Raw genomic sequence first — 21,741 nt, 5'->3', positions numbered from 1 at the left:
TTGCCGTGTGTCGGGGGAGTGTACATTACGATCGCGGGCGGCAGGCTGGCAGCCTTCGGCCGCTTCTTTGATGGGCTTCTCTACGCATCCTTGTTCAGCGTAGGCGGACTACCCGCGCCTCCGGTACCTCTCCCGGTACCTTGACCAGTGAGTCACCCAAACGATGAGCAGCAACGAGTTCGAAGCGTGGGCTAAAGATCCCAAACGAGCAGGAACACTTCCGTATGCGATCTTTGAGCCTCGACACGCTCACCGAGGCGTTGGCGCTGCCGTGATCGTGCGCGCGTGCCTGTATTTCAAAGGCGGCTTTACGGTCAATAAGCGCGAGACACTTGCGTGGGCATTCGACGAGTACATCAAGCTCGCGCGCAAGGCTGCTGGCAGTAACGACGCACCAGTCAAGTGGCTTTGGTTCAACGGCCGGCCGGCCTTATCGGTCGACATGGCGCCAACGCTGGCGACACTGGCGAAACGGGTGCGGGACAACGAGGGATTCGATGCAGTCTACGTCGGAGGGGAAAACGCCAAGGACGCATCGTTTTACGAGTTCAGATCGTTCTGCCTCGAGAAGTTTCAGGCGGACCTCGGAACGCGTGGGCTCGACGTACTGGTGTTCACGCTGCCGGTACCATTTGTCCGCGACAACCCACAGGCATTCGTGAACCTTTTCCGGGAGTTCGCCACGGCCCTTGACGCCGTGCATGGGCATGCCGGCCTCGCTGTAAATCTTTCGCCGTCCGGCCGCGCGGAGAACGAAAGCAGCGAATATTTCATGGCGCAGCAGCTGGGACCCGGCGTAGACATTGGTGACCCAATGGCGATGAAGGTCCGCAAGCTAACCGAACATTTGAAGACGGTGGACTGGCTCACGCTCATAGACGACGCAATGCTGGAGCGTGTCGGCGCTATCGAGGTGCTGCAATCCGAGCTGCCACCGGATTGGTTTGCCCTTGAGTGCTGCGCTCGCGGCTTGCTTATTCGCGCCGGCGTCACTCCGCAGGCCGGTACTTCTCGCAGCGACGATCAATCCACTGATGCTCCACCAGCGTACGTCGTGTTGAACGCGGCTTTGCGGGCAATTCTGGTGGACAGTGTGAGCAGTTTGCAGCGAGGCACAGCTAACGGCGACGCACCGGTCTACAACACCCCGGCAAGCAGCGATGCATGGCTGCGCCGCTTCGACGTGTCGCCGCAAGCGCTGCTCCTTGCAAAGGCCGCGGTTCTGGATACGCCGAGACTACTTCCGTCGGCTTGACGCAAGCCTTGCATCAACGGTCTGTTCAGACGAAGTTCTGCATGACAATGTCTGCCAACCGCATTACTAATTCGACGCGAGCCGCTGCTGAATGTGCTGCGCCCGCGCTGCCGAAGCCGGATGCGAGCTCAGGATGCTCGACTTTCCACCATCAAGCTTCGCAAGCTTGGTGAACGCGGTGACAAGACCAGACGGATCCTGGCCTTTTTTCTTCTGAATATCGAATGAATAGTCATCCGCATCCATTTCCTGCGTTTGCGAGAACTGCGCGTTGATCAGTTTCTCAGAAAAGTCGCCTAGCTGAGACGCGGAAATCGCGCCCGCGACGCCGCCCGCCGACGTCGCTACCGAACGCAGCGCCGACGTCGAATACGCGACTTGCATCGCCTTCTTCGTGTGACCGAGTGCGACGTGTCCCATTTCGTGGCCGACGACACCGCGCACTTCGTTGTCCGTCATCATGTCCATCAGGCCGCTATAGACACGTACGCAACCATTCGCCATCGCCCACGCGTTGACGTCCTTCGTCATGTAGACCTTGTAGTTGACCGGCACGCCGTTGATGTTATTGCCCAGTTGCGCGGCAATGGTGTTCAGGCGCTTCGTGTACGGGCTGTTAGCGGGTGCGATCTGGTTTTCCGAGTCGAGCTTCGCGCACGATTTGTCGGACAGCGTGCGCACGTCGGCGTCGGCGAGCGACGCGGCCTGGAGTGCCTGTGAGCCGGATTGAGCGAGGGTATTCGGATCGAGGTTCATCCCCGAACAGGCGGCGAGCACGCCGCACGCGGCGGTAGCCAGAGCAATGCGGATTGTATTCATGTCGAACGTCCTTTGGTGGTTGCTATTGGCAATCATCCGTTTGCGCCATGCATCGCGTATGCACTCAGAATGACGCACCCCGGTCGCTCCGTTCAGACGGGCGGTAATAGAATATCTGATCGGTAGGCATTCTTAGCATATTGAAAGGATATTTTGACAAACTCTTACGTAGCTTGAATATGCATAAGAGCGCGAGGAATCGACGATAGGTAAGTGAGCGCTGGCGCCACCGCCCTGTGCCCGGTTGTCGTTGACGGGAAGCTGCACGGTCACGCGGAATTGCATCCGCATCCACGGAACATAGCGGTTTAGCCATGCGTCACAAAACGCGCACGCGCGTTGGCCGCGTCCTCACGATGCAACAAGGCATTTTCAGAAAGCTCATGTAGTCCGTCGCGACCGACGGCTGATCTCATCGCACTACCTTGCTCCGACAACTTCACGCTCGTCGACCGATGGGACACATCCGTCGGGACAGAGACACGCGCGATGATCGACACGAAGGCTACGTCTGGCAACCATGCGTTCAATTTGAGATGCGACACCGCGTAAACCTAGCCAAAAGATATAGGACACGGTTTCTGACGGAATACCTGTTGCAACTCTGTCGTCATCCACGGAAAATACGTTGGAACGCTAACTAAATCAGAGCGGGTCTCTAAGGGAAGACCTGACGACAAGGAGAGATGGAGGAGAAGAAGCGCGGGCCGCATGGGCGGCAACCCAAACGACCCGCTGACCACAACCAACTCAGACAGGAGTTGATCATGGCTAAGGCCGATGATAAAGCAGTAAGCGATGTTTCTGTTCGAATCTTGACGGTGGCGAGAAAACACCAACGGTGGCAAGTTCCTTTGTGTTACCCGCCCCATCTCGACTACAAGCCGGACGGTCCGGATGTGCCTTGGATTCGTCTTTCCGGGCAATGGCTCGAGAGAGCTGGCTTTGCGATTTCGAGCAAAGCCCGTGTGGAGGTGAGTCAGGGGAAGTTGGTGATTACGCCGGCTTGAGCGATCGAAGTTGGAGACTGATGCCTCTCTCTTTTGAATCAACCGCGTGACGGCTCCCCGCAAGGCGTGGCTTTGCGGGGCTTAGCACAGTGCTGGATGCACATACTCTCGTTGCGCCATCCGATTTCGCTTAGAAAAAAGGCCTCGCAAATGCGAGGCCTTTAAGAGGTGGGGGCTTAAGCCTACGAGATTGAGCAGCTACGCTGCCGTTTCCTTTCGGGTCGCGCCCCGCTTAGACGGTGAGCCAACATCAATTGGCCGAAAACACAAGATATCCGACGTGCCTAAAATTGTCAATCCGCTGGAGAAGTCCGCAGTTGTGCGCCTCCTTGAATTTCTCTCAGAACGAAAACCTTGGTTCCGGTCCTTATGGGGCGTTGGCATCGTGTTGGCGATGGAGGAACTGTATGAGGCATGCACTGCCCTGCGACAAGGACATCTCAGCGAAGCTGCAATCAAGAAAATGGCGTCGTCCCTGCAGAAGCGAGCCGGCATGCACCCGGCCTTCACCGAAGCAGAGAAACAGTTCCTTCGTCAGCAGTTGCACCATATTCCACGTGCAGAAGGTGCGGCCCACTTCGGGCTTCGAGAGCTTTCCGTTTGCATCTCGTCGGACTACCTAACACGCTGGAGCCGCGCAGTCGCCGCAGGCAGATTCACTGTCGAGCACTTCGCTCGAAGCGTCGCTGCGTACTTGCTTGATGCAGGTTTTTCTGGTCAGTATCTGCGTGACTTTATTAAGGCGCGGCTCGATGCGCCAGAACCGATCACGCTGCCGCAACTTTGTGACGCACTTCAAGCAGAGATGTTGGCAAGCCCTCTCCGAGAATTCGAGGTGTTGCTGGCATTCACAACCATCCCCGCAATGCTTAACGGGGTACCCCCTTCGTGGCTGCGAGGCGTGGCTGTCATCACGTGGCTGAAGGAAAACGGTTTCGATACGGCCGGAGTACGTGCCCCTGCCGCGATAGTCTTGAAGGTAAAAGCCAGAGATGCAATTGGCGCGGCGCAAGCAGCACGAAGCGAGTCTGATCGCCACGTAGCACGCGCGCTTGTTGCCACCGGCGAGCAGCTCAATCGTGTGCCCATGCTTGGGGTGAAGGGTTGTGCCGCACCTGCGCCTATGAAAGGGGCTTCCCGAGAAGTAGGAGTCAGAGAACTGTTTCGCGAGGATCGTGTTTTCTCTGCGGACGTGAGCCAGAGTGTGGACGCTGCGCTAGAGTTGCTCGCCCACCTGGAAGGAACTTCTGCTCCGGCAGCAGTGGCCGGCGGTTGGGGTGCGATCGAAGGATTACTCGCAGATCCTAGCGATCGCGCCAGTGCTGCGGACAATCTAGCAACGTTGGTCACCTGCTCGTTTCCACGCGCAGAACTGACAAGCTTGTCTTATCGCGCACAGCGCGAGCATCCAGAGCAATGCACTGAGCTTGAGGGCGTGGAGACAAATCGGGAGCGCTCTCGCATTGTTGCCAAGATGATCATCGATGGGCGATTGCCGGACATGACTAGCGTGGAAGACCAAGCGGCGGTGGCTCGGCTTACGAAGTTGCTTGAGAATCCAGGACCTGAATTGCAAACTATCCGCGATGCTATTGGTGACTCGTTTCACAGGCTTTATCGGCAGAGAAACCTCATCCTTCATGGAGGTCGGCTTGATAGTGTGGCGCTTACGGCCAGTCTCCGTACCGTAGCCAAACTTGCTGGTGCCGGCATGGACCGCATCGTGCATGGACACTACGTTCAAAAGTTGAAGCCGCTAGAGCTCGTTGCGAAGGCCAATTTGGCCCTCGCGCTGGTCAGCCGCGAGGCGCCACTGGATTGCGTAGATCTGCTGGAGAACGGCTAAATGAATGCCGCTGAGCAAGAAGCAGCAGGTGTCAGATGTATACGGACGCCGCAGCATTGAGCAATGCTTGATCACTGCCCCTTTGACTTACGGCGTAGGTACTTCTCATACTTTTCCGCGAGTGTGTAGACATAGTCGAAGATTGCGATCGTGAAGTCGATGATATCTTGAGCATCCTCCCTTGTCGTCTCGGTGTCAGACGCGTGTGCTCCGATGTTGCGTTCGACGCGCAACGCATCAGCCCAATCGTGAAGGCGATCGTCAATGATGCCTCGTGTCTTCAACTCGGCTAGACCCTTAGCAAGGGTCTGCGACTTACCGGTTTTCTCATTGATGAGTCGCTCGAGCGCACGTCCGCACATAACAGCCGCAGCAGGATAAATTCCGTGGCTGAAACACTTGTTGGCCGCGCTCACGTCATGCCGCGCGGCCACGGGCACCGAAGGTCCAAGATCTGAAACCGCTGATGCCGGCCACAAGCGCTCAGCGGTATCCCATCCCCAGTTGCCGTATTGGTCTCTGAAAACGGAAGTCGTGCCGAACAGCGGTTGCTGACAAGAAGGACATTCAACAAGCACATAAGCCTGCTCCTCCGCGTTGCCCACCCAAGTAGTCGCACCGGACTTTACACGCACCTCACACTGCGGACAGTCGATGACGATAATTTGATTTTCGCTCATGAGTTTCCTCGTTGACCGTCAAACCGTTTTTCTCTTTGTGTCTGGCACCCAAATCAGCATTCCGCATTTGCAATGGTACGACTCGCCCGGACATTGTCATGTGTGGGTCTGAGCCAGGAATGAATGTAACAGGCGTGGTCGTTTCGACTTATCCCGGGCAAGTCTTGACGCATGTCGGGTGAAACCAACGTACAGCGGACTGATTCTTCGACGACAACAGGCAAACTCGCCAAGTTCTGAGAGAATTCAATTTCAAGAAAGAAAAAAGGAGAGGACTATGTCGTCGGCGACCGCAGGAGGCAGTCGTTATTGGCGATAAGCCTCGATCCAGGGGTGTATGCAATTCGCATACAACAGAACCACATTGAGACCAATTCACAATGAAGTTTAGAATCGCAATTTGCCTCTTAGGCATCCTGCTGGCACCGTGTGCCTACGCAAGTGGCTCGGTCTATGCAATTTTGACCGACGGTCCGACGATGTTCTTTGTCGGAGCGAACCTCGTTTTAACGTGGTATTTCGGGTTTCACCGATTTAACCGCTTCTCTGTTTCGCACGGCCCTGAAATACTGACGACCGTCGGTATCCTTGGCTGTTTCTTCAGTATCGCCTTGGCGCTGCTGAATTTTGACGCGACGAACGTCTCGGATAGTGTGCCGCATCTACTCGAGGGCGTGAAGACAGCATTTTGGGCGTCCGTGAGTGGCGTGTTTGGCTCACTTGTCCTTCGCTATAGGCACTATACCCACAAGGCGCCGATCCCCCAGACCGAGGGTGCACCGAAGTCGGCTACGCTCGATGACGTCGTCGCCGCGACTCAAGCTCTGCAGCGCAGCCTGTCTGGGACCGAAGAAGGCAGCCTGCTCTCCCAGCTCAAATTGATGCGCCAAGAGCAAGGCGACGAACTACGGTCACTCCGCTCGTCGTTCGATACGTTCGCTCAGCGTATGTCTCAAGACGGCTCGAAGGCGCTCATTGAGGCACTGAAAGAGGTCATCCGTGACTTCAACGCGAAGATCAGCGAGCAGTTCGGCGAGAACTTCCGTCATCTCAACTCTGCGGTCGAAAAGCTTGTCGTTTGGCAACAGCAATACAAGGAAGAACTGGACAAGCTCCAGGCGCTCCAGAAAGGCACGGCAGAGGACCTGCGGAGTGCATCTGCAGGTCTCGGCGTCTTTATTGAACGAGCAGGTGGATTTGCCGCCACCGCGGCAGCTCTCGAATCCACGTTGCGTGGCCTCGCACAACAACACCAGCTGATCGATCAGTCGCAGCGTTCGATGACTGAGGTATTGCTTCAAATGAAGGATGTTACGCCGCAGTTCTCGCGCAAAGTCGATGAGATGACTGAATCGATGAAGCAAGGCGTGGCTAAAGTGCAGGCCGACGTGTCTGACATCGTCAAAAACCTTGGTGCGCAAATGCAGTCCTCGTCTTCGGAAATGAAGCAGCTCCTCACCGATACATTGCGAAAGTCTCAGACGGAAGTGAACGACGGTCTGACGCGTTCGATGGAGGCGGTACGTCAAAGCGTCGTCGCTCTTGATAAGGGCTTGCAGGAAGAACTCAACAAGAGTCTCGATTCGCTCGGCCGGCAACTCGCATCGTTGTCTGAAAAATTTGTGGCCGACTACACGCCGCTTACCGACCGCCTGCGTGAAGTCGTGCGTATTGCCGGTACGGCGTGAGGTGAATAGTGGACTCGGAAAGCAATCAGTCGTATTGGATACCGATGGCCGATCTGATGACCGGCCTCATGTTGGTCTTCATGCTTTTGACCGCGGCGTTCATGCTTCGTGTCGAGAAGACGACGACTCTCGTCGTCAAAGAGTATGAGACAACGAAGAAGGACATGCAGCTAGCGCTGCAAAAAGAGTTTGAAAAAGACCTCAAGCAGTGGAACGCGGAAATACTTGGCGACATGACCATCAGGTTCAATGATCCGACCGTGCTATTCGCAACCGGGTCATCGGATCTTCGCCCGCGCTTCAAGGAGGTACTGGGTCAGTTCTTCCCTCGCTACGTGGCGCTGCTCACCTCACCGCAGTTTAAGGACGCAGTCAAAGAGATCCGCATTGAGGGGCATACGAGCGCGGCTTGGACGGGCACCGGTGACGAACGCACGGCGTATTTCAAAAACATGGAGCTGTCGCAGGCACGTACTCGCAGCACACTCGAATACCTTCTGTCACTTCAAAAGGTGCAATCGAAAGAGAAGTGGCTGATTCAGCACGTGACTGCAAACGGCCTATCGTCTTCGCACCCGATATCCCCAGATGAACATTCGGCAGCGGCACAAATTGCTAACCAACGCGTCGAGTTTCGCATTGTTACTAATGCCAGCGACAAGATGGATCTTATCGCTCAGAAGCTGAAAAAATGACGATCAAGCTACCTGACTTTCTGATTTGGTCAGCTTTTAACGGGCTGCGGCACAGGATGGGTGCACCATTAATCGATCGATTTGGTGCCGAACATATAGTCACTGAGATAGATTTGCCGTTAATCGACAGGCTGCAAGGCGCGGGCATCGATGTTACTGCTGACCAAATTCAGGTGCTGGAGGACGGCACGCTCGCCTATAAGGGCTACCGCGTCTTGGTATACATCAGAGACATTCCGTCCATCGGAACCCGCGGGAGCATGCCAAAGTATCATTTTGCGCACTGCCGAACGCTTCAGACCATGTATAGGAATCACCGGTCAGACCGGTATGTCGTGGCCATTTCGGATACGGGCATGTTTAAGGTAAACGTCTTGGACAGTGGCGTAGCTTCCGAGTCAGTCCGATTGGATGTCTGCCAGAACTGCCTTGCTCACATTCGCTGGAAAGGCTTTGACATGCAAACGGCACGCCCCAGCCGCATTTCTATTGTCAACCAGTTCAATCTTTCAGAGTTCTTTTCCAAATACCCTAAAGATTTGCTGTCAACCGTGCCGAAGCATATGTCAGATACAGCACCGCTCAATACCTACACCGATGATTGGAGCGACGTGTCCGCTAGAACGCGCAGCCAGCGTGGCTTCAAGTGCGGGAAGTGCAGCATAGTATTGGCGGGTGCTCAATCGAAATATCTACATGTGCATCATCGGAACGGGCAGAAGCATGACAATAGTGACGGAAACCTTGAGGTCCTGTGTATCGGCTGCCATGCAAACGAGCCGCTGCATGTGCACATGAAGGGTCTTCCAGAGTACCGCGATTTTGTTAATCGATATCGCTAGGCACGTGTTGAGCCAAAAGACCCTGACTGGACACACCGATTGTGTCATGTCGATCGTCAGTTTAGGTCTGCCCGATCGACTCAACTCTAGATTTCGCGTTTCGAATACGAATCAAGCATCGCAATCGCGCGACTTTCGAGATGTACGTGGCAGTTGCGAGCAAGAGAGAAGCGCGCCCGCAGCGGGCTACATGTGCAGATTTCGTTTGCCGCGTAGCACTTAGAGTCATGCGTTGCTCGTCGCTTATAGAGACGTCAAAAAATTGACCACCAAAAACGATGCAAACCACACCTAATGTGCTTATTGACGAGCCGTCTTCTGACGACTCTCTTGGCGGTGCGCATGAAAGAATCGCGCGGACCATTGCTTCACTTGTCCGAACGTCACCCGGCGGACAAACCATACGACTTGACGGGAAATGGGGCACAGGGAAATCGACTGTCGTAAAAATATTAACGAACCTCCTCGAGAAAAATTCAGACGGCTATCACGCCGCCCCATCTTTGGACATAGTTGTCTTTCTTTATGATGCGTGGGTACATTCCGGCGATCCCATGCGCCGCGCATTTCTATCCAGCCTTGTAACGCGACTCACGGACGCTCAATGGCTTAGGGAGCGCGGTATCGGTAACGAAAGCGTGGATTACTGGACGCAAACGCTAAACCGTTTGAGCCGTCGATTTAAGACTTCAAATAAAAAGTCCATACCAGTATTCTCTCCCATGTCTAAACTAGTGCTCTCTGCACTGGTCGGACTTGGCGTAGTCGCACCTTTTTTCGGCGAGCTTGAAAAAAAGATTTCTTTGAGCATGGGAGGAATCCCATTGACCGCCTTGATCATAGCAGTAGCGATCATCGTCTTCGCCGCTCTTCATCTTCTCTCAGATGGCGCGATGTCTTTGCTATTGCGCCGTTCATCTGACGAGGAGACGATCGAAGTACGAGAAGATCCGGAGCCAACCTCGATCGAGTTCCAAAACACTTTCAAGGAACTTGTCAATGCCGTGTTGAAGAGCGACGAGCGACGGCTCGTTATTGTCGTCGACAATCTCGACCGGATCGATTTAGCCGAAACGCGTTCGGCTTGGGCTTTACTTCGCTCCTTTCTTGATAGCCCGCAATTTGTCGGTCCTGACGCATTACGTAAGTTATGGGTAATTGTGCCTGTTGCAGACGAAAACCGGATGCTCCATGCGACGCCTAGTAAGAATAGCGCTAACGAGGCGGAACCCCATTTTTTCGAGAAAGTTTTCCAGCTGAAGCTCTCTCTACCGCCACTTATGCTGCATTCGTGGAAGAACTACCTTCATGCGTCCCTCACATCAGCGTTCGGAGAGGATGTCACCGGCGACTTCGACGAAATTCTGCGTTTGTATGAATCCATCCGCTCTGAAAAGGTGACTCCTCGAGCGATTGTGTCATTCGTCAACGAGCTAGTTGTAGCTCAATTGGAGTGGCAAGACAAGGTCAGCATTTCAATCCTCGCAGCGTACATCCTCTATGGTTCGCAATTCGAATCCAGCGGTTTGAAAATTCCTGAAGTCGTCGGAAGTATTCTTCGCGTCCCCACGCTCGAAGAAACATTCAATATGTTGCATCACCGAGCGAGCACACCTGAGGAAGCGTCATACCTTACAGTGTTACCACGTCTCGAGTCAGCGCTAGACGATGGAAATTCTGATGCACTTGAGGCATTGTTGAACAGCAGCAAAGCCAACGATTATGTGCTTGATAGGCATATCCGCGAAGGGTTAACTCAGCTTGAAAAACAACAAGAGCGCTTACTGCAGGCTGTAAAAGCATTAGCCCCGTTCGTTTCGGGAACTGAGGGGAAGCCAAAGCTAAGCTTGACAGCAATTGCGCATCTACGAACCGTGATACGCGAAACATTCGAAGCAGGGAAGGTACTTCGCCTAGGCAATCCCAACTTGAGCAGTGGTCTGCGCGCACTTCTAGATATCTCCATCGATAGCCATGAAACAGCCAATACGATAATCCGAATGCTTAGGGGAGGCGACGGTTCTTCGGAGGCTTCATTTGTGAATCGTGAGAAGGAGTTATCTCAGAAGTGGCGATCTTGGCTACCGAATTTTCAGACATGCCTATTGTTTGATGAGATAAGACCACTTGTACGTGCTGAAGATTTTGAGAAAATTCCATTGCCCGTTGATTCCGATGCGTGGTCGTGTATCTGCGAAGAGCTTGCGCCTAGCGAGTTCGCATGGATGCTTGATTGCTGCCGGAGTTCTGGCGGAACAGATTCCGACTTCGCGTGGCTCATGGGGCAAGTGTCCTCTCAGACTCGTCCAAACACGCTTGCGCTATTGAAGTATCACGTAGAGCACGGGCATAGCGAATTTTTCGATGAAATTGCGAGAGCTGTTGCCGCGGATTCGCAGCGACCGGGGAACAATGTGGGCGTCACCATTAATGCCGCTCTGTTTTTGTTTCACTTCGATCGCGATCGCGCAAAACCGTATCTGAAGCAGCTTTCAACAAATACTTTCCTTGAAGCGATCGGCGGTTACCAAGCCTCCTCCTTATTAAATGAGGGACTCGCGCAAATAATCCTTCTTGTCATCTTTTCGACGGACGGCATTCTCTCTTTAAGTGCATCAGCATCACCCATTGCTAGCAAATATGCTCACACGGGTTTGGGCATCGTAACAAGCTACCTAAGTGGACAACTGACTTTAGACGAAAAGCGTGCCGAAGTTTTTGCTCAGTCCCTTGATAATATAAGGATATTTGAGGTATTGCCGATCTGCGCCCAAAGGGGCTTGACGAACTTCCTGAGGAGTTTGGTACTCCAGCTTGCGAGAACTGATTCCTTTTGCAAGCGCTTCATCCGCGATGGCACTCTGGATACTGAGCTAGCGAAATTTGGCGAAATGTATATTCCCGACATCGATCTTCGCACGGAGTTCACGGAGCATGCTCTGGCGACAGTTGCGATGACAACACCTCAAATCTCCGCATCGTGATACCTGATACGGTACACATTGAGACGTTGCTTTGGCTTTTTGTCGCACAGGTCAGCAAAGCTGAATCTGTGCGACAGAGTTCTTATCCGGGATGCGCAGAGTTGGGAAACTTTGAGCTTTGCACAACGGTGCGCTTAAGGATAGTTTCGGTTTCGATTCACAGATGCTTTACTCCACCGTCACCGACTTCGCCAAATTCCGCGGCTTATCGACGTCGGTCCCACGTGCACAAGCCGTGTGATAAGCCAGCATTTGCAACGGCACAACGTGCAGAATCGGCGACAGCAGACCATAGTGTTCCGGCATCCGAATCACGTGCAAGCCTTCGTCGTTAACGATTCGCGTATCAGCATCCGCAAACACATAAAGCTGACCGCCCCGCGCCCGCACTTCCTGAATATTCGACTTCAGTTTTTCCAGCAACGCATCATTCGGCGCCACCGTAACCACCGGCATCGCCTCAGTCACCAGCGCCAGCGGCCCATGCTTAAGCTCCCCAGCCGGATAAGCCTCAGCGTGGATATACGAAATTTCCTTAAGCTTCAACGCCCCTTCAAGCGCGATCGGATAATGCAACCCACGCCCCAGGAACAGCGCATTTTCCTTCCGCGAGAACTCCTCCGACCAAGCAATAATCTGCGGCTCCAACGCCAGCACACTATTCAGCGCCGCCGGCAAGTGCCGCAACTGCTTGATGTAATCCGTCTCTTGCGCATCACTAACATGCCCGCGCATCTTCCCAAGCGTCACCGCCAGCACAAACAGCGCCACAAGCTGCGTAGTAAAAGCCTTAGTAGAAGCAACCCCAATCTCCCGCCCAGCATGCGTCAAGAACGAGTATTCAGTCTGCCGCACCATCGCACTACTGCCCACATTGCAAATCGACAACGTATGCTTATGCCCCAGCGATTGCGCATGCTTCAAAGCCGCCAACGTATCCGCCGTCTCCCCCGACTGCGAAATCACCACCACCAGCGCCTTAGGATTCGGCACCGAATCCCGATACCGATACTCGCTAGCAATCTCCACCTGCGTCGGAATCTTCGCCACCGACTCCAGCCAATACTTCGCCGTCACCCCTGAGTAATAGCTCGTCCCACAAGCCAGAATCAGCAGGCTATCGATTTCACCAAACGCCTTAGCCGCCCCTTCCCCAAACAGCGATCCATCAAACGCATCCGCGTTCGGAATCGTGTCGCTAATCGCGCGCGGCTGTTCAAAGATTTCCTTCTGCATGAAGTGGCGATACGGCCCAAGCTCAACCGCGCCGCCATACGCCGCCACCTGCCGCGCTTCGCGCTGCGCCGGCAGGCCTTCGCGATCCACAATGCGCACGCCGTCGAGCGTCAGTTCGCACACGTCGCCTTCTTCGAGGAAGATAAAACGATCCGTGCTGCCCGCCAGCGCCAGCGCATCCGATGCCAGGAAGTTCTCGCCTTCGCCTACCCCCACCACCAGCGGCGAACCCTGACGCGCGCCCACCACCGTATTCGGCTGATCTTTATGCAGCACCGCAATCGCATACGCGCCATGCAGCTGCCCCACCGTCTCGCGCACCGCCGCGAACAGATCGCCGCGATACAGGCTATGCACCAGATGCGCAATCACCTCGGTGTCGGTCTGCGACACGAACTCGTAGCCCTTGCCGCGCAGCATCTCGCGCAGCTGCTCGTAGTTCTCGATGATCCCGTTGTGCACGATCGCCAGCGCATCGCGCGAGAAGATCGGGTGCGCGTTGTTCGTCACCGGTGCGCCGTGCGTCGCCCACCGCGTATGCGCAATCCCCGTCACGCCTTCCAGCTTCGTGTCGCGCACCTGGTCGTCGAGATCCGCCACCCGCGCCACGCTGCGCGCCCGCTTCGGCTCGCCGCCCGCCAGCACGGCCACGCCGCACGAGTCGTAGCCGCGGTACTCGAGGCGCCGCAGTCCTTCAATCAATACCGAAACGATGTTTCGTTGCGCAACCGCGCCGACAATGCCGCACATAGCTAGTTGTTCCTTTGCAGAGTTGGGTTCCGAAACGCGCGTGAATCGCCTTGCCCACGCGCACGTTTCCCGTCAGCTTTTCTTTTTGGTCGGGCGCACGTAACCGCGTTTGCCCGTCTGTGTCTTGTCGTTCAGCACCAGCAGACCTTCTTCGACATCCTTCCACACCGTCGTGCCGGCCGCGATCGTCGCCCCCCGCCCAACTCGCACCGGTGCCACCAGCTGTGTGTCGGACCCGACAAACACGTCGTCTTCGATGATCGTGCGGAATTTGTTCGCACCATCATAATTGCACGTGATCGTGCCCGCGCCGATGTTCACCCGCGCGCCGACGTCGGAATCGCCAACATAGCTCAGGTGGTTCGCCTTCGAGCCGCGCCCGATCACCGCATTCTTCACTTCGACAAAATTGCCGATGTGCACTTCGTCGTTCAGCGTCGCGCCCGGGCGCAAGCGGGCGTATGGGCCGAGCACGGCGTTGGCGCCGACTTCGGCGCCTTCGATGTGCGTGTACGCGTCGACGCGTGTGCCGGTGCCGATCTTTGCGTTTCGGATCACACAGTTCGGACCGATGGTCACGTTGTCAGCCAGCGTGACGTCGCCTTCGAACACGCAGTTCACGTCGATCGAGACGTCGCGGCCGCAGGTCAGCGTGCCGCGCACGTCGATGCGCGCGGGGTCGGCCAGCGTCACGCCGCCCACCAGTAGCGCGTCGGCCACATTGCCTTGATGGATCCGCTCGAGTTCAGCCAGTTGCTGCTTGCTGTTCACGCCGAGCGTTTCCCATTCTTCGTCCGGCTGCGTCGTCACCACTTCGTAGCCCGCTTCGATGGCCAGTTCGACCACGTCCGTCAGGTAGAACTCGCCCTGCACGTTGTCGTTCTTCAGCGATGCCAGCCAGTCGGCGAGGCGCGCGGTCGGCATCGACACGATGCCCGTGTTGATCTCGCGGATCTCGTGCTGCTCGGGCGTGGCATCCTTGTGTTCGACGATGCGCTCGACCTTGCCCTGGGCATTACGCACCATGCGGCCGTAGCCCGTGGAGTCTTCGAGCGTGACCGTTAGGATGCCGTAGCCGCTGCCGGTTGCGTCGGTCAGACGCTTCAGCGTGTTTGCACGCGTGAGCGGCACGTCTCCGTATAGCACCAGCGTCGGTACGGATGGGTCGAGCAATGGCAGTGCCTGCTGGACCGCGTGGCCCGTGCCAAGCTGCTGTTCCTGCACGGCGAATTGCAGATCGGGCGCGCCTACCGCTGTTCGCACCGCTTCGGCGCCGTGGCCGATCACGACGACCAGCCGTGTCGGTTGCAGCGAACGAGCGGTATCGATTACATGCGAGAGAAGCGGCCGGCCGGCCAGAGGATGCAGCACTTTCGGCAAAGCAGAACGCATCCGCTTGCCAGTGCCTGCCGCCAGAATCACGATGTTCATGTCGTGGGCGTTGGACGAGTTTGGAGTGCGCAATTCTAGCACGCGACCTTTGCGTAAAACGCCACTTTGGCGGCTTTTACAAGGCGTTTGCGCTCGTTTCGCACGAGGAAATGCGCGTTCGTTAAAGCAGCTGTTTTTACCTGGGATGCAGCGGCAAACGTTTTACGATGCGGTATCTCGCGTTTGAGTTAGATGAATCGCATAAAAGCGCGATTCCGGTTAGCCTGTTCGATCCAATCGATGTTCAATGCATCGTCGCTGGAGAATGCTCTTGGATGTGCCTTCACGTTCGCCTTCACCTTCGCCTTCGGTGAACTCGTCGCAATCGCAGATGCAGCCGGATGTGCCGACGGGACAGCCGTCGCTGGCGACGCCGCCGTCGCCCGCGCCGTCGTTCCGGCAACCGCTGCTGGAGCTGCCTGCGTCGCGGTTGTCGTCGCTCGAATTCGTACGTGTGCTTCGTCACAACGGCCTGCAGCTGTGGCCGCGCGAAGCGTACGAGGCGGACTTTATCGAGCAGCATCTGTTCGGCCGCAAGCGCTTTCTGCTCAACAAGCCGGACATGATTCATCGCGTGCTGGTGGAAAACCATCACAACTATGGACGCACCGATGCGTCGATCCGGCTGCTGCGGCCACTGGCCGGCAATGGCCTGCTGCTCTCCTCCGGCGACGACTGGAAGCACCAGCGCCGCACCATCGCCCCGACGCTCGCGCCGAAAATGCTGCCGGTGCTGACGCGTCACGTCGCGGCCTGCGTCGATGAAGAAGTGGATGCGCTGAGCCAGCACGGTGGCGCTCCGCTCGATCTGCTTGCCGCGATGCAGGCGCTTGCATTGAAGATCGCGGCGCGCTCGATGTTCTCGCTCGAGATGCGCGAGTACGGGCAAGCGGTGCGCGGCGCGATGCAGGACTTCAAGCTGCATCACACGCGGCTCGGTATCGGCGACCTGGTGTTGCCGATCGGCATCCCGACGCCGCGCGATATCGGTCGCGCGGGCTTTCGCAAGCGCTGGCTGGCGTTGCTCGATGACATCATCGAGGTGCGCGCCAGACAACCGGATGAAGGCGGCCCGCGCGATCTGTTCGATGCGCTGCGCGCCGCGCGCGATCCGGAAACGGGCGCTGGCTTCAGCCGCGCGGAACTGCGCGATCAGATCGGCACGATGATCGTCGCGGGTCACGAGACCACCGCGTTGCTGTTGTTCTGGGCGTTGTATGTGCTCGCCAGCGCGCCCGCTGAACAAGCCGCGGTGGCGGCTGAGGTCCGCAATGTCGATTTGAGCCCGGCGCATGCCGGGCAAATATCAGACTCGCTGCCGTACACGCGTGCGGTGGTCCACGAGACTCTGCGCCTCTATCCGCCGGTCTGGCTGATGGCGCGCAAATGCCTCGCAGCAGACCACGTCGATGGCTTGAATCTGCCGCGCGGCACGCAATTGCTGATTAGTCCGTGGGTGCTGCATCACCATCGCGGACTGTGGGATCAACCGGATCTGTTCGACCCCGCGCGCTTTCTGCCCGGTGCGCCGGCGCCTGCGCGCTTCACGTGGCTGCCATTCGGCAGCGGGCCGCGCGTGTGTGTCGGTGCGCAGTTCGCGCTCGCCGAAGCCACTATCGTGCTCGCGCGCCTGGTACAGGCCTTCGAGATCGAGTGCACCGAGAGTAAGCCGGTGCACCCGCGTGCGCTCGCAACCACCACGCCGGAGCGTGCGGCGCTCTTTAGCTTCAAACCGCGCCGCGCTTGAGCCGCGCTTTGCCGCGCTTTGCCGTGCCGTGCCGAGTCGCGCCGTGCCGAGTCGCGCCGAACCGAGTCGCGCCGAGTCGAACCGGGCCGGCCGGGCCACACTGTGCCGCGCTAACACACCGCGTTGCACCCTAGCCCCCGCCCCCGCGAACGCCCGTGCGCCCAGCGCCCCAACCACTCCAGAGCCCCCACCATTTGGTTGTATCATCGTGGCTTGGCCCAAAACGGCCCCCGGCCGCGCGCCTTTTGCCGCGGCACCGCCCTCCGATTTCCGTGTCAGCCCCATCATGAAAGCGTCAAACAACTTCTTCCGCCTCGAAACGCGTCTGCAATCGCAAGCCGGCAAGGCGATTCACGACTTCAACATGATCGAGGACGGCGACCGGATTCTGACCTGCATGAGCGGCGGCAAAGACTCGTACACGATGCTCTCCGTGCTGCTCGCGCTGCAAAAGCGCGCGCCGGTCAAGTTCGAGATCATCGCGATGAATCTCGACCAGAAGCATCCCGGCTTTCCGGAGGACGTGCTGCCGCGCTATTTCGAATCGATCGGCGTCGAATACCGCATCGTCGAAGCGGACACGCATTCGATCGTCAAAGAGAAAGTGCCCGAGGGCAAGACCACCTGTTCGCTGTGCTCGCGGTTGCGCCGTGGTGTCATCTATCGCACCGCGAAGGAACTGCGCGCAAACAAGATCGCGCTCGGCCATCACCGCGACGACATCGTCGAGACGTTCTTTCTGAACCTGTTCTTCGGCGGCAAGATGAAGTCGATGCCGCCCAAGCTCGCCACCGACGACGGCGCGCACATCGTGATCCGCCCGCTCGCATATTGTAAAGAATCCGAAATCGCCAGCTATGCGCGCGATATGGAATACCCGATTATTCCGTGCAACCTGTGCGGCTCGCAGGAAAACCTGCAGCGCAAGAAAGTGAAAGACATGTTGCATCAATGGGAACGCGAAACACCCGGACGGGTAGATAATGTGTTTCGCGCGCTCTCTGACATCGTGCCGTCACATTTACTTGATACGCAGCAATTCGATTTTCGTGGGCTTGCCACTGGTCTCGCTAAAGTCGATGAGGAATCTTTATTTGGCGACGCTTCATATGCACAGACTCCGCTGGTGTTTTCTCACTCCAGCGAGAACCGTATCGAGTTCATTCGGCCTTCCGAACGTATCGTCAGCGCTTAACACTTTGGTATAACCGCCGCCATTAGTGTTTGCGTTACGCGCAAGCGCAAGACGGTTCCGAATAACGAAGACCCGCTCCAGTCAGGCAACTCAAGATGTCATCGCGCGCAATGCTTGCACGCGATGACATCATTGTTTTTTCTGATGGAAGGCATTAAAAAAATTCGGTATCCAGAGCCAGGCGCGCTGCATAGAGTGGACGCTCAACGCTCGCGCCGTTCCAACTGTTGTCACCTCATCCCGGTTATCGGGAGTCTCAAACGCCATGCTTTGATGGCGTCACACTGACGCGAGCTGTGCACCCGCACATATCACGAGGCCTTGTTCAGGCGCCACCGTGATCGCTTTTCTCCGTCGAAGGAATTTTGTTATGGGTAGGGGTCCAACCTTGTCGGCTTGTGTGGAAGCGCTGCCACAGTTATGGTTTTTTGCCTTGCGCCTCACTTCCACCAGCGCAGCAGCCGAAAGTCTGGTGAAAGATTCTTACCAGACGCTTGGTGGCAAGCGCTATAGACCAGCGACACATGTGTCGCCGCGCGTCGCCATGATGGCGACGATGTTGACGCTATGGAAAAAGTCGCAGATGAATGCTGGCTTCGTCAGAAGCGCTGCGGTGCATGTGGAGGCGGATTGTGATGAGAGCCGCCGTCTGCTGCAGATCGTCGATACGCTGCCGGACGATGAGCGCGTCGCGCTCATCCTCGTCGAGGCCGAGCATCTGAGTCGTGACGATGCGGCGTGGGCACTGGGCATCCCGCCGGCCGCGCTCGAACAGCGGCTCGAGCGCGCGCATATTGCTGTATCGATTGCCTTTGAAAACACGGCGCGCGCGGGCGCGACGCGCTTTGCGCAGCTCAGCAAGTCTGAACGCGTGCGCGCCTGAAAGCGCGGCCAGTTCTGCAAGGCGCTGCGCCTCGCGCCGAAACAAGGCGCGGCGCGCGCAACCGCCGGCACGCGATGCCGCGCATCACGCTTCCTTGATACGGAACACCTCGACGCCCACCGCGTCGCAATCCGGATAGACATCCGGCTTTTCCGTGGAAACACGCGCCGCGAGCACCTGCGGGTGCTCCAGCATGATCTTCACCAGATCGTCGCACAGCGTTTCCTGCAAATGGATGTGCCCTTGCTCGACGCGCCGTGCAATCGTCGACCGCATGAAGTCGTAGTCGACCACTTCGCGCAGCTTGTCTTCGTGCGGCGTGGACAGTGCGAGCGGCACATATAGATCGACGTTGATCACCACGCGCTGCTCGCCGCGCTTTTCGAAGTCGTGCACGCCGATGTTGATGTGCACTTCGTAGTTGCGCAGAAACAGGCGCCGGCAGTCGGCAAGGCGCGGATGAAGCAGGGCGGAGTGCATGTTCGTTCCTGTAGTAGTAAGCGTGTGAACACGCGGTTAAGGCGTGGCGGCTAGTGCGCGTGTCGCGCGCCGCCGCACACGACGGCGGCGGCGTCAGGTCTCAATTGCCGGTCAAAAACATCACGTCGCGCGGCAACGGCACCAGATGCTGGCCGCCGTCGACCACCAGCGTCGTTCCCGTCACGCCGTTTGCATCGGCCAGGTACAGCGCGGCGGCAACCAGGTCTTCCGGTCGCGAGGCGCGGCCGAGCGGCGTCACCCGATGCGCGGCCGCGAAACTCTCCGGCGTCTGTTCGGCCGATTGCAGCGTCAGTCCCGGCGCGAGCCCCACCACCCGCAGCTTCGGCGCGAGCGCCTGGGCCAGCACGACCGTTGCCGCTTCCAGCGCGGCCTTCGATAGCGTGTACGACAGGTAATCCGGGTTCATGTTGTACAGCTTCTGATCCAGCACGTTGATCACGCAGCCGCGCTGCGTTTCGTCGTGGCGCGCGGCGTCAGGCGTCGCGTCGTGCAGCAGGCGCGCGAGCACCAGCGGCGCGCCGACGTTGACCGCCGTCATATGCAGCAGCTTGTCGTAGCCGACGTCGCGTGCGGTGTCTTCGTCGAAGCGCGACGCGTTGTTGACGATGCACGACACGCGTCCGAGCGCCGCGATGCAGTCGTGCAGCAGACGTGCGACGTCGGCTTCTACCGCGAGATCCGCATGCAGCGCGACCGCACGGCGGCCGAGCGCGACGATCTCGGCGACCAGTTCGTCGGCCTCGTCGCGCGATGCGCCGTAATGCACCGCTACGTCCCAGCCGCGCGCGGCGAAGCCCAGCGCAAACGCACGGCCGATGCGCCGCGCGCCGCCGGTGACGAGCACCACGCGCGGCGTAACTGTGCCCTGCGCGCGTTGCTCTCCGTCCGTACTGCTGCCCGCGCGGCTGTTGGTAAAACCAGCAGCGCCGGACGACGAGACTGACAAATTGTCGTTAGAGACGGTCATTTACAATGCGGGAATGAATCCGAAGGCTCACGAACCGAATAGTTTACCCGCTCCGGATGCGGCAGCGCTGGCTCAGTCCGAAGCGCTCACCGCACAGATCCGCGCGGAAATCGCCGCTGCCGGCGGCTGGCTGCCATTCGACCGCTATATGGAACGCGCGCTGTACGCGCCGGGCCTCGGCTATTACAGCGGCGGATCGGTCAAATTTGGCCGGCGCGCCGAGGACGGCAGCGACTTCATCACGGCGCCCGAGTTGTCGCCGCTGTTCGCCGAGACGCTCGCGCGGCCGGTTGCGCAGGCACTCGAAATGAGCGGCACGCGGCAGCTGATCGAATTCGGCGCCGGCACCGGCAAGCTGGCCGCGGGTCTGCTGAACGCACTGTCCGCGCTCGATGCGCCATTCGATACCTACTCGATCGTCGATCTGTCAGGTGAATTGCGCGAACGCCAGCGCGCGACGATCGAGGCCGAAGCGCCTGCGCTCGCCGCACGCGTGCACTGGCTCGACGCGTTGCCGGAAAGCTTCGAAGGCGTCGTGATCGGCAACGAAGTGCTCGACGCGATGCCGGTGCGGCTGTTCGCGCACGCAGAAGGCACCTGGCAGGAACGCGGCGTGGCCTTGAACGCCGACGGCGCGCTCGCCTTCGCCGATCGCCCGCTGCGCGCCACGCGCGATGCCGCACTGCTCGCCGAGATCGAAGTCGAATCAGATGACGCCTACGTGACCGAAACCCACGAAGCAGCGTTCGCGTTCACCCGCACGATCTGCACGATGCTGACGCGCGGCGCGGCATTTTTCATCGATTATGGTTTTCCGCGCCACGAGTACTATCACCTGCAACGTACGCAAGGCACACTGATGTGCCACTACCGGCACCGCGCGCATGGCGATCCGTTTTTGTACCCGGGCTTGCAGGACATCACCGCGCACGTCGAATTCACCGGCATCGCGGAAGCAGGCGTCGATACGGGCGCCGAGTTGCTCGGCTATACGTCGCAAGCGCGCTTTCTGATGAACGCCGGCATTACCGACGCGCTCGCCGAAATCGATCCGTCCGACCTCAAGCACTTCCTGCCAGCCGCCAACGCGGTGCAGAAACTGCTGTCGGAGGCCGAGATGGGCGAGCTGTTCAAGGTGATCGCGTTTTCGCGCGGTATCGATGACACCCTCGACGCGTTCGCTCGCGGCGACCGTTCACACACGCTATAAAG

17 protein-coding genes are annotated in these 21,741 nt (G+C 57.8%); 11 read left to right on the top strand and 6 right to left on the bottom strand.

Features of this window, described 5'->3' with window-relative positions; translation table 11 throughout:
* Positions 1-163: 163 nt before the first annotated feature.
* Positions 164-1,255 carry a type VI immunity family protein gene (locus ACYVNQ_RS01545; protein ID WP_460900374.1) on the top strand — a complete coding sequence of 364 codons (1,092 nt, stop codon included), beginning with the start codon at positions 164-166 and terminating at the stop codon, positions 1,253-1,255.
* Positions 1,256-1,321: 66 nt separating this feature from the next.
* On the opposite strand, the gene loiP is transcribed toward ACYVNQ_RS01545, so the two are convergent.
* Positions 1,322-2,074, bottom strand: a complete 753-nt coding sequence (gene loiP / locus ACYVNQ_RS01540) for a metalloprotease LoiP (protein WP_460900373.1) — start codon at positions 2,072-2,074, stop codon at positions 1,322-1,324.
* A gap of 767 nt (positions 2,075-2,841) precedes the next feature.
* On the opposite strand from loiP, the gene ACYVNQ_RS01535 reads away from it, so the two are divergent.
* Together ACYVNQ_RS01535 and ACYVNQ_RS01530 are read left to right on the top strand one after the other, a co-directional pair.
* Positions 2,842-3,084 carry a SymE family type I addiction module toxin gene (locus ACYVNQ_RS01535; RefSeq protein WP_460900372.1) on the top strand — a complete coding sequence of 81 codons (243 nt, stop codon included), beginning with the start codon at positions 2,842-2,844 and terminating at the stop codon, positions 3,082-3,084.
* Between the two features lie 280 nt (positions 3,085-3,364).
* Positions 3,365-4,930: an integrase gene (locus tag ACYVNQ_RS01530; RefSeq protein WP_460900371.1), complete on the top strand. Its 1,566-nt coding sequence runs from the start codon at positions 3,365-3,367 to the stop codon at positions 4,928-4,930.
* A 71-nt stretch (positions 4,931-5,001) separates the two neighbouring features.
* Here ACYVNQ_RS01530 and ACYVNQ_RS01525 read toward each other — a convergent pair whose 3' ends face one another.
* Positions 5,002-5,610: a DUF4145 domain-containing protein gene (locus tag ACYVNQ_RS01525; RefSeq protein ID WP_460900370.1), complete on the bottom strand. Its 609-nt coding sequence runs from the start codon at positions 5,608-5,610 to the stop codon at positions 5,002-5,004.
* A gap of 380 nt (positions 5,611-5,990) precedes the next feature.
* On the opposite strand from ACYVNQ_RS01525, the gene ACYVNQ_RS01520 reads away from it, so the two are divergent.
* From ACYVNQ_RS01520 to ACYVNQ_RS01505, 4 genes are all read left to right on the top strand, one after another.
* On the top strand, positions 5,991-7,298 hold the full coding sequence (locus ACYVNQ_RS01520; protein ID WP_460900369.1) for a hypothetical protein: 1,308 nt from the start codon (positions 5,991-5,993) through the stop codon (positions 7,296-7,298).
* 44 nt (positions 7,299-7,342) lie between these two features.
* Positions 7,343-7,993: an OmpA/MotB family protein gene (locus tag ACYVNQ_RS01515; protein WP_460900368.1), complete on the top strand. Its 651-nt coding sequence runs from the start codon at positions 7,343-7,345 to the stop codon at positions 7,991-7,993.
* Positions 7,990-8,835: an HNH endonuclease family protein gene (locus ACYVNQ_RS01510; protein ID WP_460900367.1), complete on the top strand. Its 846-nt coding sequence runs from the start codon at positions 7,990-7,992 to the stop codon at positions 8,833-8,835. The genes ACYVNQ_RS01515 and ACYVNQ_RS01510 overlap by 4 nt, the downstream gene beginning before the upstream one ends.
* 278 nt (positions 8,836-9,113) lie before the next feature.
* Positions 9,114-11,819, top strand: coding sequence for a P-loop NTPase fold protein (locus ACYVNQ_RS01505; RefSeq protein WP_460900366.1), 2,706 nt, complete (start codon positions 9,114-9,116; stop codon positions 11,817-11,819).
* A 168-nt stretch (positions 11,820-11,987) separates the two neighbouring features.
* Here the strand turns inward: ACYVNQ_RS01505 and glmS are convergent, their stop codons facing one another.
* Both glmS and glmU read right to left on the bottom strand, forming a co-directional pair.
* Positions 11,988-13,805 carry a glutamine--fructose-6-phosphate transaminase (isomerizing) gene (glmS, locus tag ACYVNQ_RS01500; protein ID WP_460900365.1) on the bottom strand — a complete coding sequence of 606 codons (1,818 nt, stop codon included), beginning with the start codon at positions 13,803-13,805 and terminating at the stop codon, positions 11,988-11,990.
* Positions 13,806-13,877: 72 nt separating this feature from the next.
* Complete coding sequence (gene glmU / locus ACYVNQ_RS01495; RefSeq protein WP_460900364.1) at positions 13,878-15,236, bottom strand: bifunctional UDP-N-acetylglucosamine diphosphorylase/glucosamine-1-phosphate N-acetyltransferase GlmU; 1,359 nt, start codon at positions 15,234-15,236, stop codon at positions 13,878-13,880.
* 277 nt (positions 15,237-15,513) lie between these two features.
* On the opposite strand from glmU, the gene ACYVNQ_RS01490 reads away from it, so the two are divergent.
* The 3 genes from ACYVNQ_RS01490 to ACYVNQ_RS01480 all read left to right on the top strand — a co-directional run bounded on the left by ACYVNQ_RS01490 (position 15,514) and on the right by ACYVNQ_RS01480 (position 19,061).
* Entirely contained in the window at positions 15,514-16,983 is a 1,470-nt protein-coding gene (locus tag ACYVNQ_RS01490) for a cytochrome P450 (protein WP_460900492.1), read from the top strand.
* Between the two features lie 286 nt (positions 16,984-17,269).
* The gene (gene ttcA / locus ACYVNQ_RS01485) at positions 17,270-18,178 is read left to right on the top strand and encodes a tRNA 2-thiocytidine(32) synthetase TtcA (RefSeq protein WP_460900491.1); all 909 of its coding nucleotides are present in this window, start codon (positions 17,270-17,272) and stop codon (positions 18,176-18,178) included.
* A 400-nt stretch (positions 18,179-18,578) separates the two neighbouring features.
* Positions 18,579-19,061: an RNA polymerase sigma factor gene (locus ACYVNQ_RS01480; RefSeq protein ID WP_460900363.1), complete on the top strand. Its 483-nt coding sequence runs from the start codon at positions 18,579-18,581 to the stop codon at positions 19,059-19,061.
* An 84-nt stretch (positions 19,062-19,145) separates the two neighbouring features.
* Here the strand turns inward: ACYVNQ_RS01480 and ACYVNQ_RS01475 are convergent, their stop codons facing one another.
* Both ACYVNQ_RS01475 and ACYVNQ_RS01470 read right to left on the bottom strand, forming a co-directional pair.
* Positions 19,146-19,541 (bottom strand): dihydroneopterin aldolase, encoded by a 396-nt coding sequence (locus tag ACYVNQ_RS01475; RefSeq protein ID WP_460900362.1) that lies wholly within the window; start codon positions 19,539-19,541, stop codon positions 19,146-19,148.
* Between the two features lie 100 nt (positions 19,542-19,641).
* Entirely contained in the window at positions 19,642-20,529 is an 888-nt protein-coding gene (locus ACYVNQ_RS01470) for an SDR family oxidoreductase (protein ID WP_460900361.1), read from the bottom strand.
* Positions 20,530-20,542: 13 nt separating this feature from the next.
* On the opposite strand from ACYVNQ_RS01470, the gene ACYVNQ_RS01465 reads away from it, so the two are divergent.
* Complete coding sequence (locus ACYVNQ_RS01465) at positions 20,543-21,739, top strand: class I SAM-dependent methyltransferase (protein WP_460900360.1); 1,197 nt, start codon at positions 20,543-20,545, stop codon at positions 21,737-21,739.
* The last annotated feature ends 2 nt before the right edge of the window (positions 21,740-21,741 follow it).

The organism is Paraburkholderia jirisanensis (assembly GCF_054782355.1).
Note: the sequence above shows the minus strand (reverse complement) of the source record. Positions and strands in the feature narration are given on the sequence as shown.

Coding starts and splice junctions, on each gene's coding strand:
- ACYVNQ_RS01545 (WP_460900374.1), top strand. CDS start 164: ATGAGCAGCAACGAGTTCGAAGCGTGGGCTAAAGATCCCAAACGAGCA.
- loiP (WP_460900373.1), bottom strand. CDS start 2,074: ATGAATACAATCCGCATTGCTCTGGCTACCGCCGCGTGCGGCGTGCTC.
- ACYVNQ_RS01535 (WP_460900372.1), top strand. CDS start 2,842: ATGGCTAAGGCCGATGATAAAGCAGTAAGCGATGTTTCTGTTCGAATC.
- ACYVNQ_RS01525 (WP_460900370.1), bottom strand. CDS start 5,610: ATGAGCGAAAATCAAATTATCGTCATCGACTGTCCGCAGTGTGAGGTG.
- ACYVNQ_RS01520 (WP_460900369.1), top strand. CDS start 5,991: ATGAAGTTTAGAATCGCAATTTGCCTCTTAGGCATCCTGCTGGCACCG.
- ACYVNQ_RS01515 (WP_460900368.1), top strand. CDS start 7,343: ATGGCCGATCTGATGACCGGCCTCATGTTGGTCTTCATGCTTTTGACC.
- ACYVNQ_RS01510 (WP_460900367.1), top strand. CDS start 7,990: ATGACGATCAAGCTACCTGACTTTCTGATTTGGTCAGCTTTTAACGGG.
- ACYVNQ_RS01505 (WP_460900366.1), top strand. CDS start 9,114: ATGCAAACCACACCTAATGTGCTTATTGACGAGCCGTCTTCTGACGAC.
- glmS (WP_460900365.1), bottom strand. CDS start 13,805: ATGTGCGGCATTGTCGGCGCGGTTGCGCAACGAAACATCGTTTCGGTA.
- glmU (WP_460900364.1), bottom strand. CDS start 15,236: ATGAACATCGTGATTCTGGCGGCAGGCACTGGCAAGCGGATGCGTTCT.
- ttcA (WP_460900491.1), top strand. CDS start 17,270: ATGAAAGCGTCAAACAACTTCTTCCGCCTCGAAACGCGTCTGCAATCG.
- ACYVNQ_RS01475 (WP_460900362.1), bottom strand. CDS start 19,541: ATGCACTCCGCCCTGCTTCATCCGCGCCTTGCCGACTGCCGGCGCCTG.
- ACYVNQ_RS01470 (WP_460900361.1), bottom strand. CDS start 20,529: ATGACCGTCTCTAACGACAATTTGTCAGTCTCGTCGTCCGGCGCTGCT.
- ACYVNQ_RS01465 (WP_460900360.1), top strand. CDS start 20,543: ATGAATCCGAAGGCTCACGAACCGAATAGTTTACCCGCTCCGGATGCG.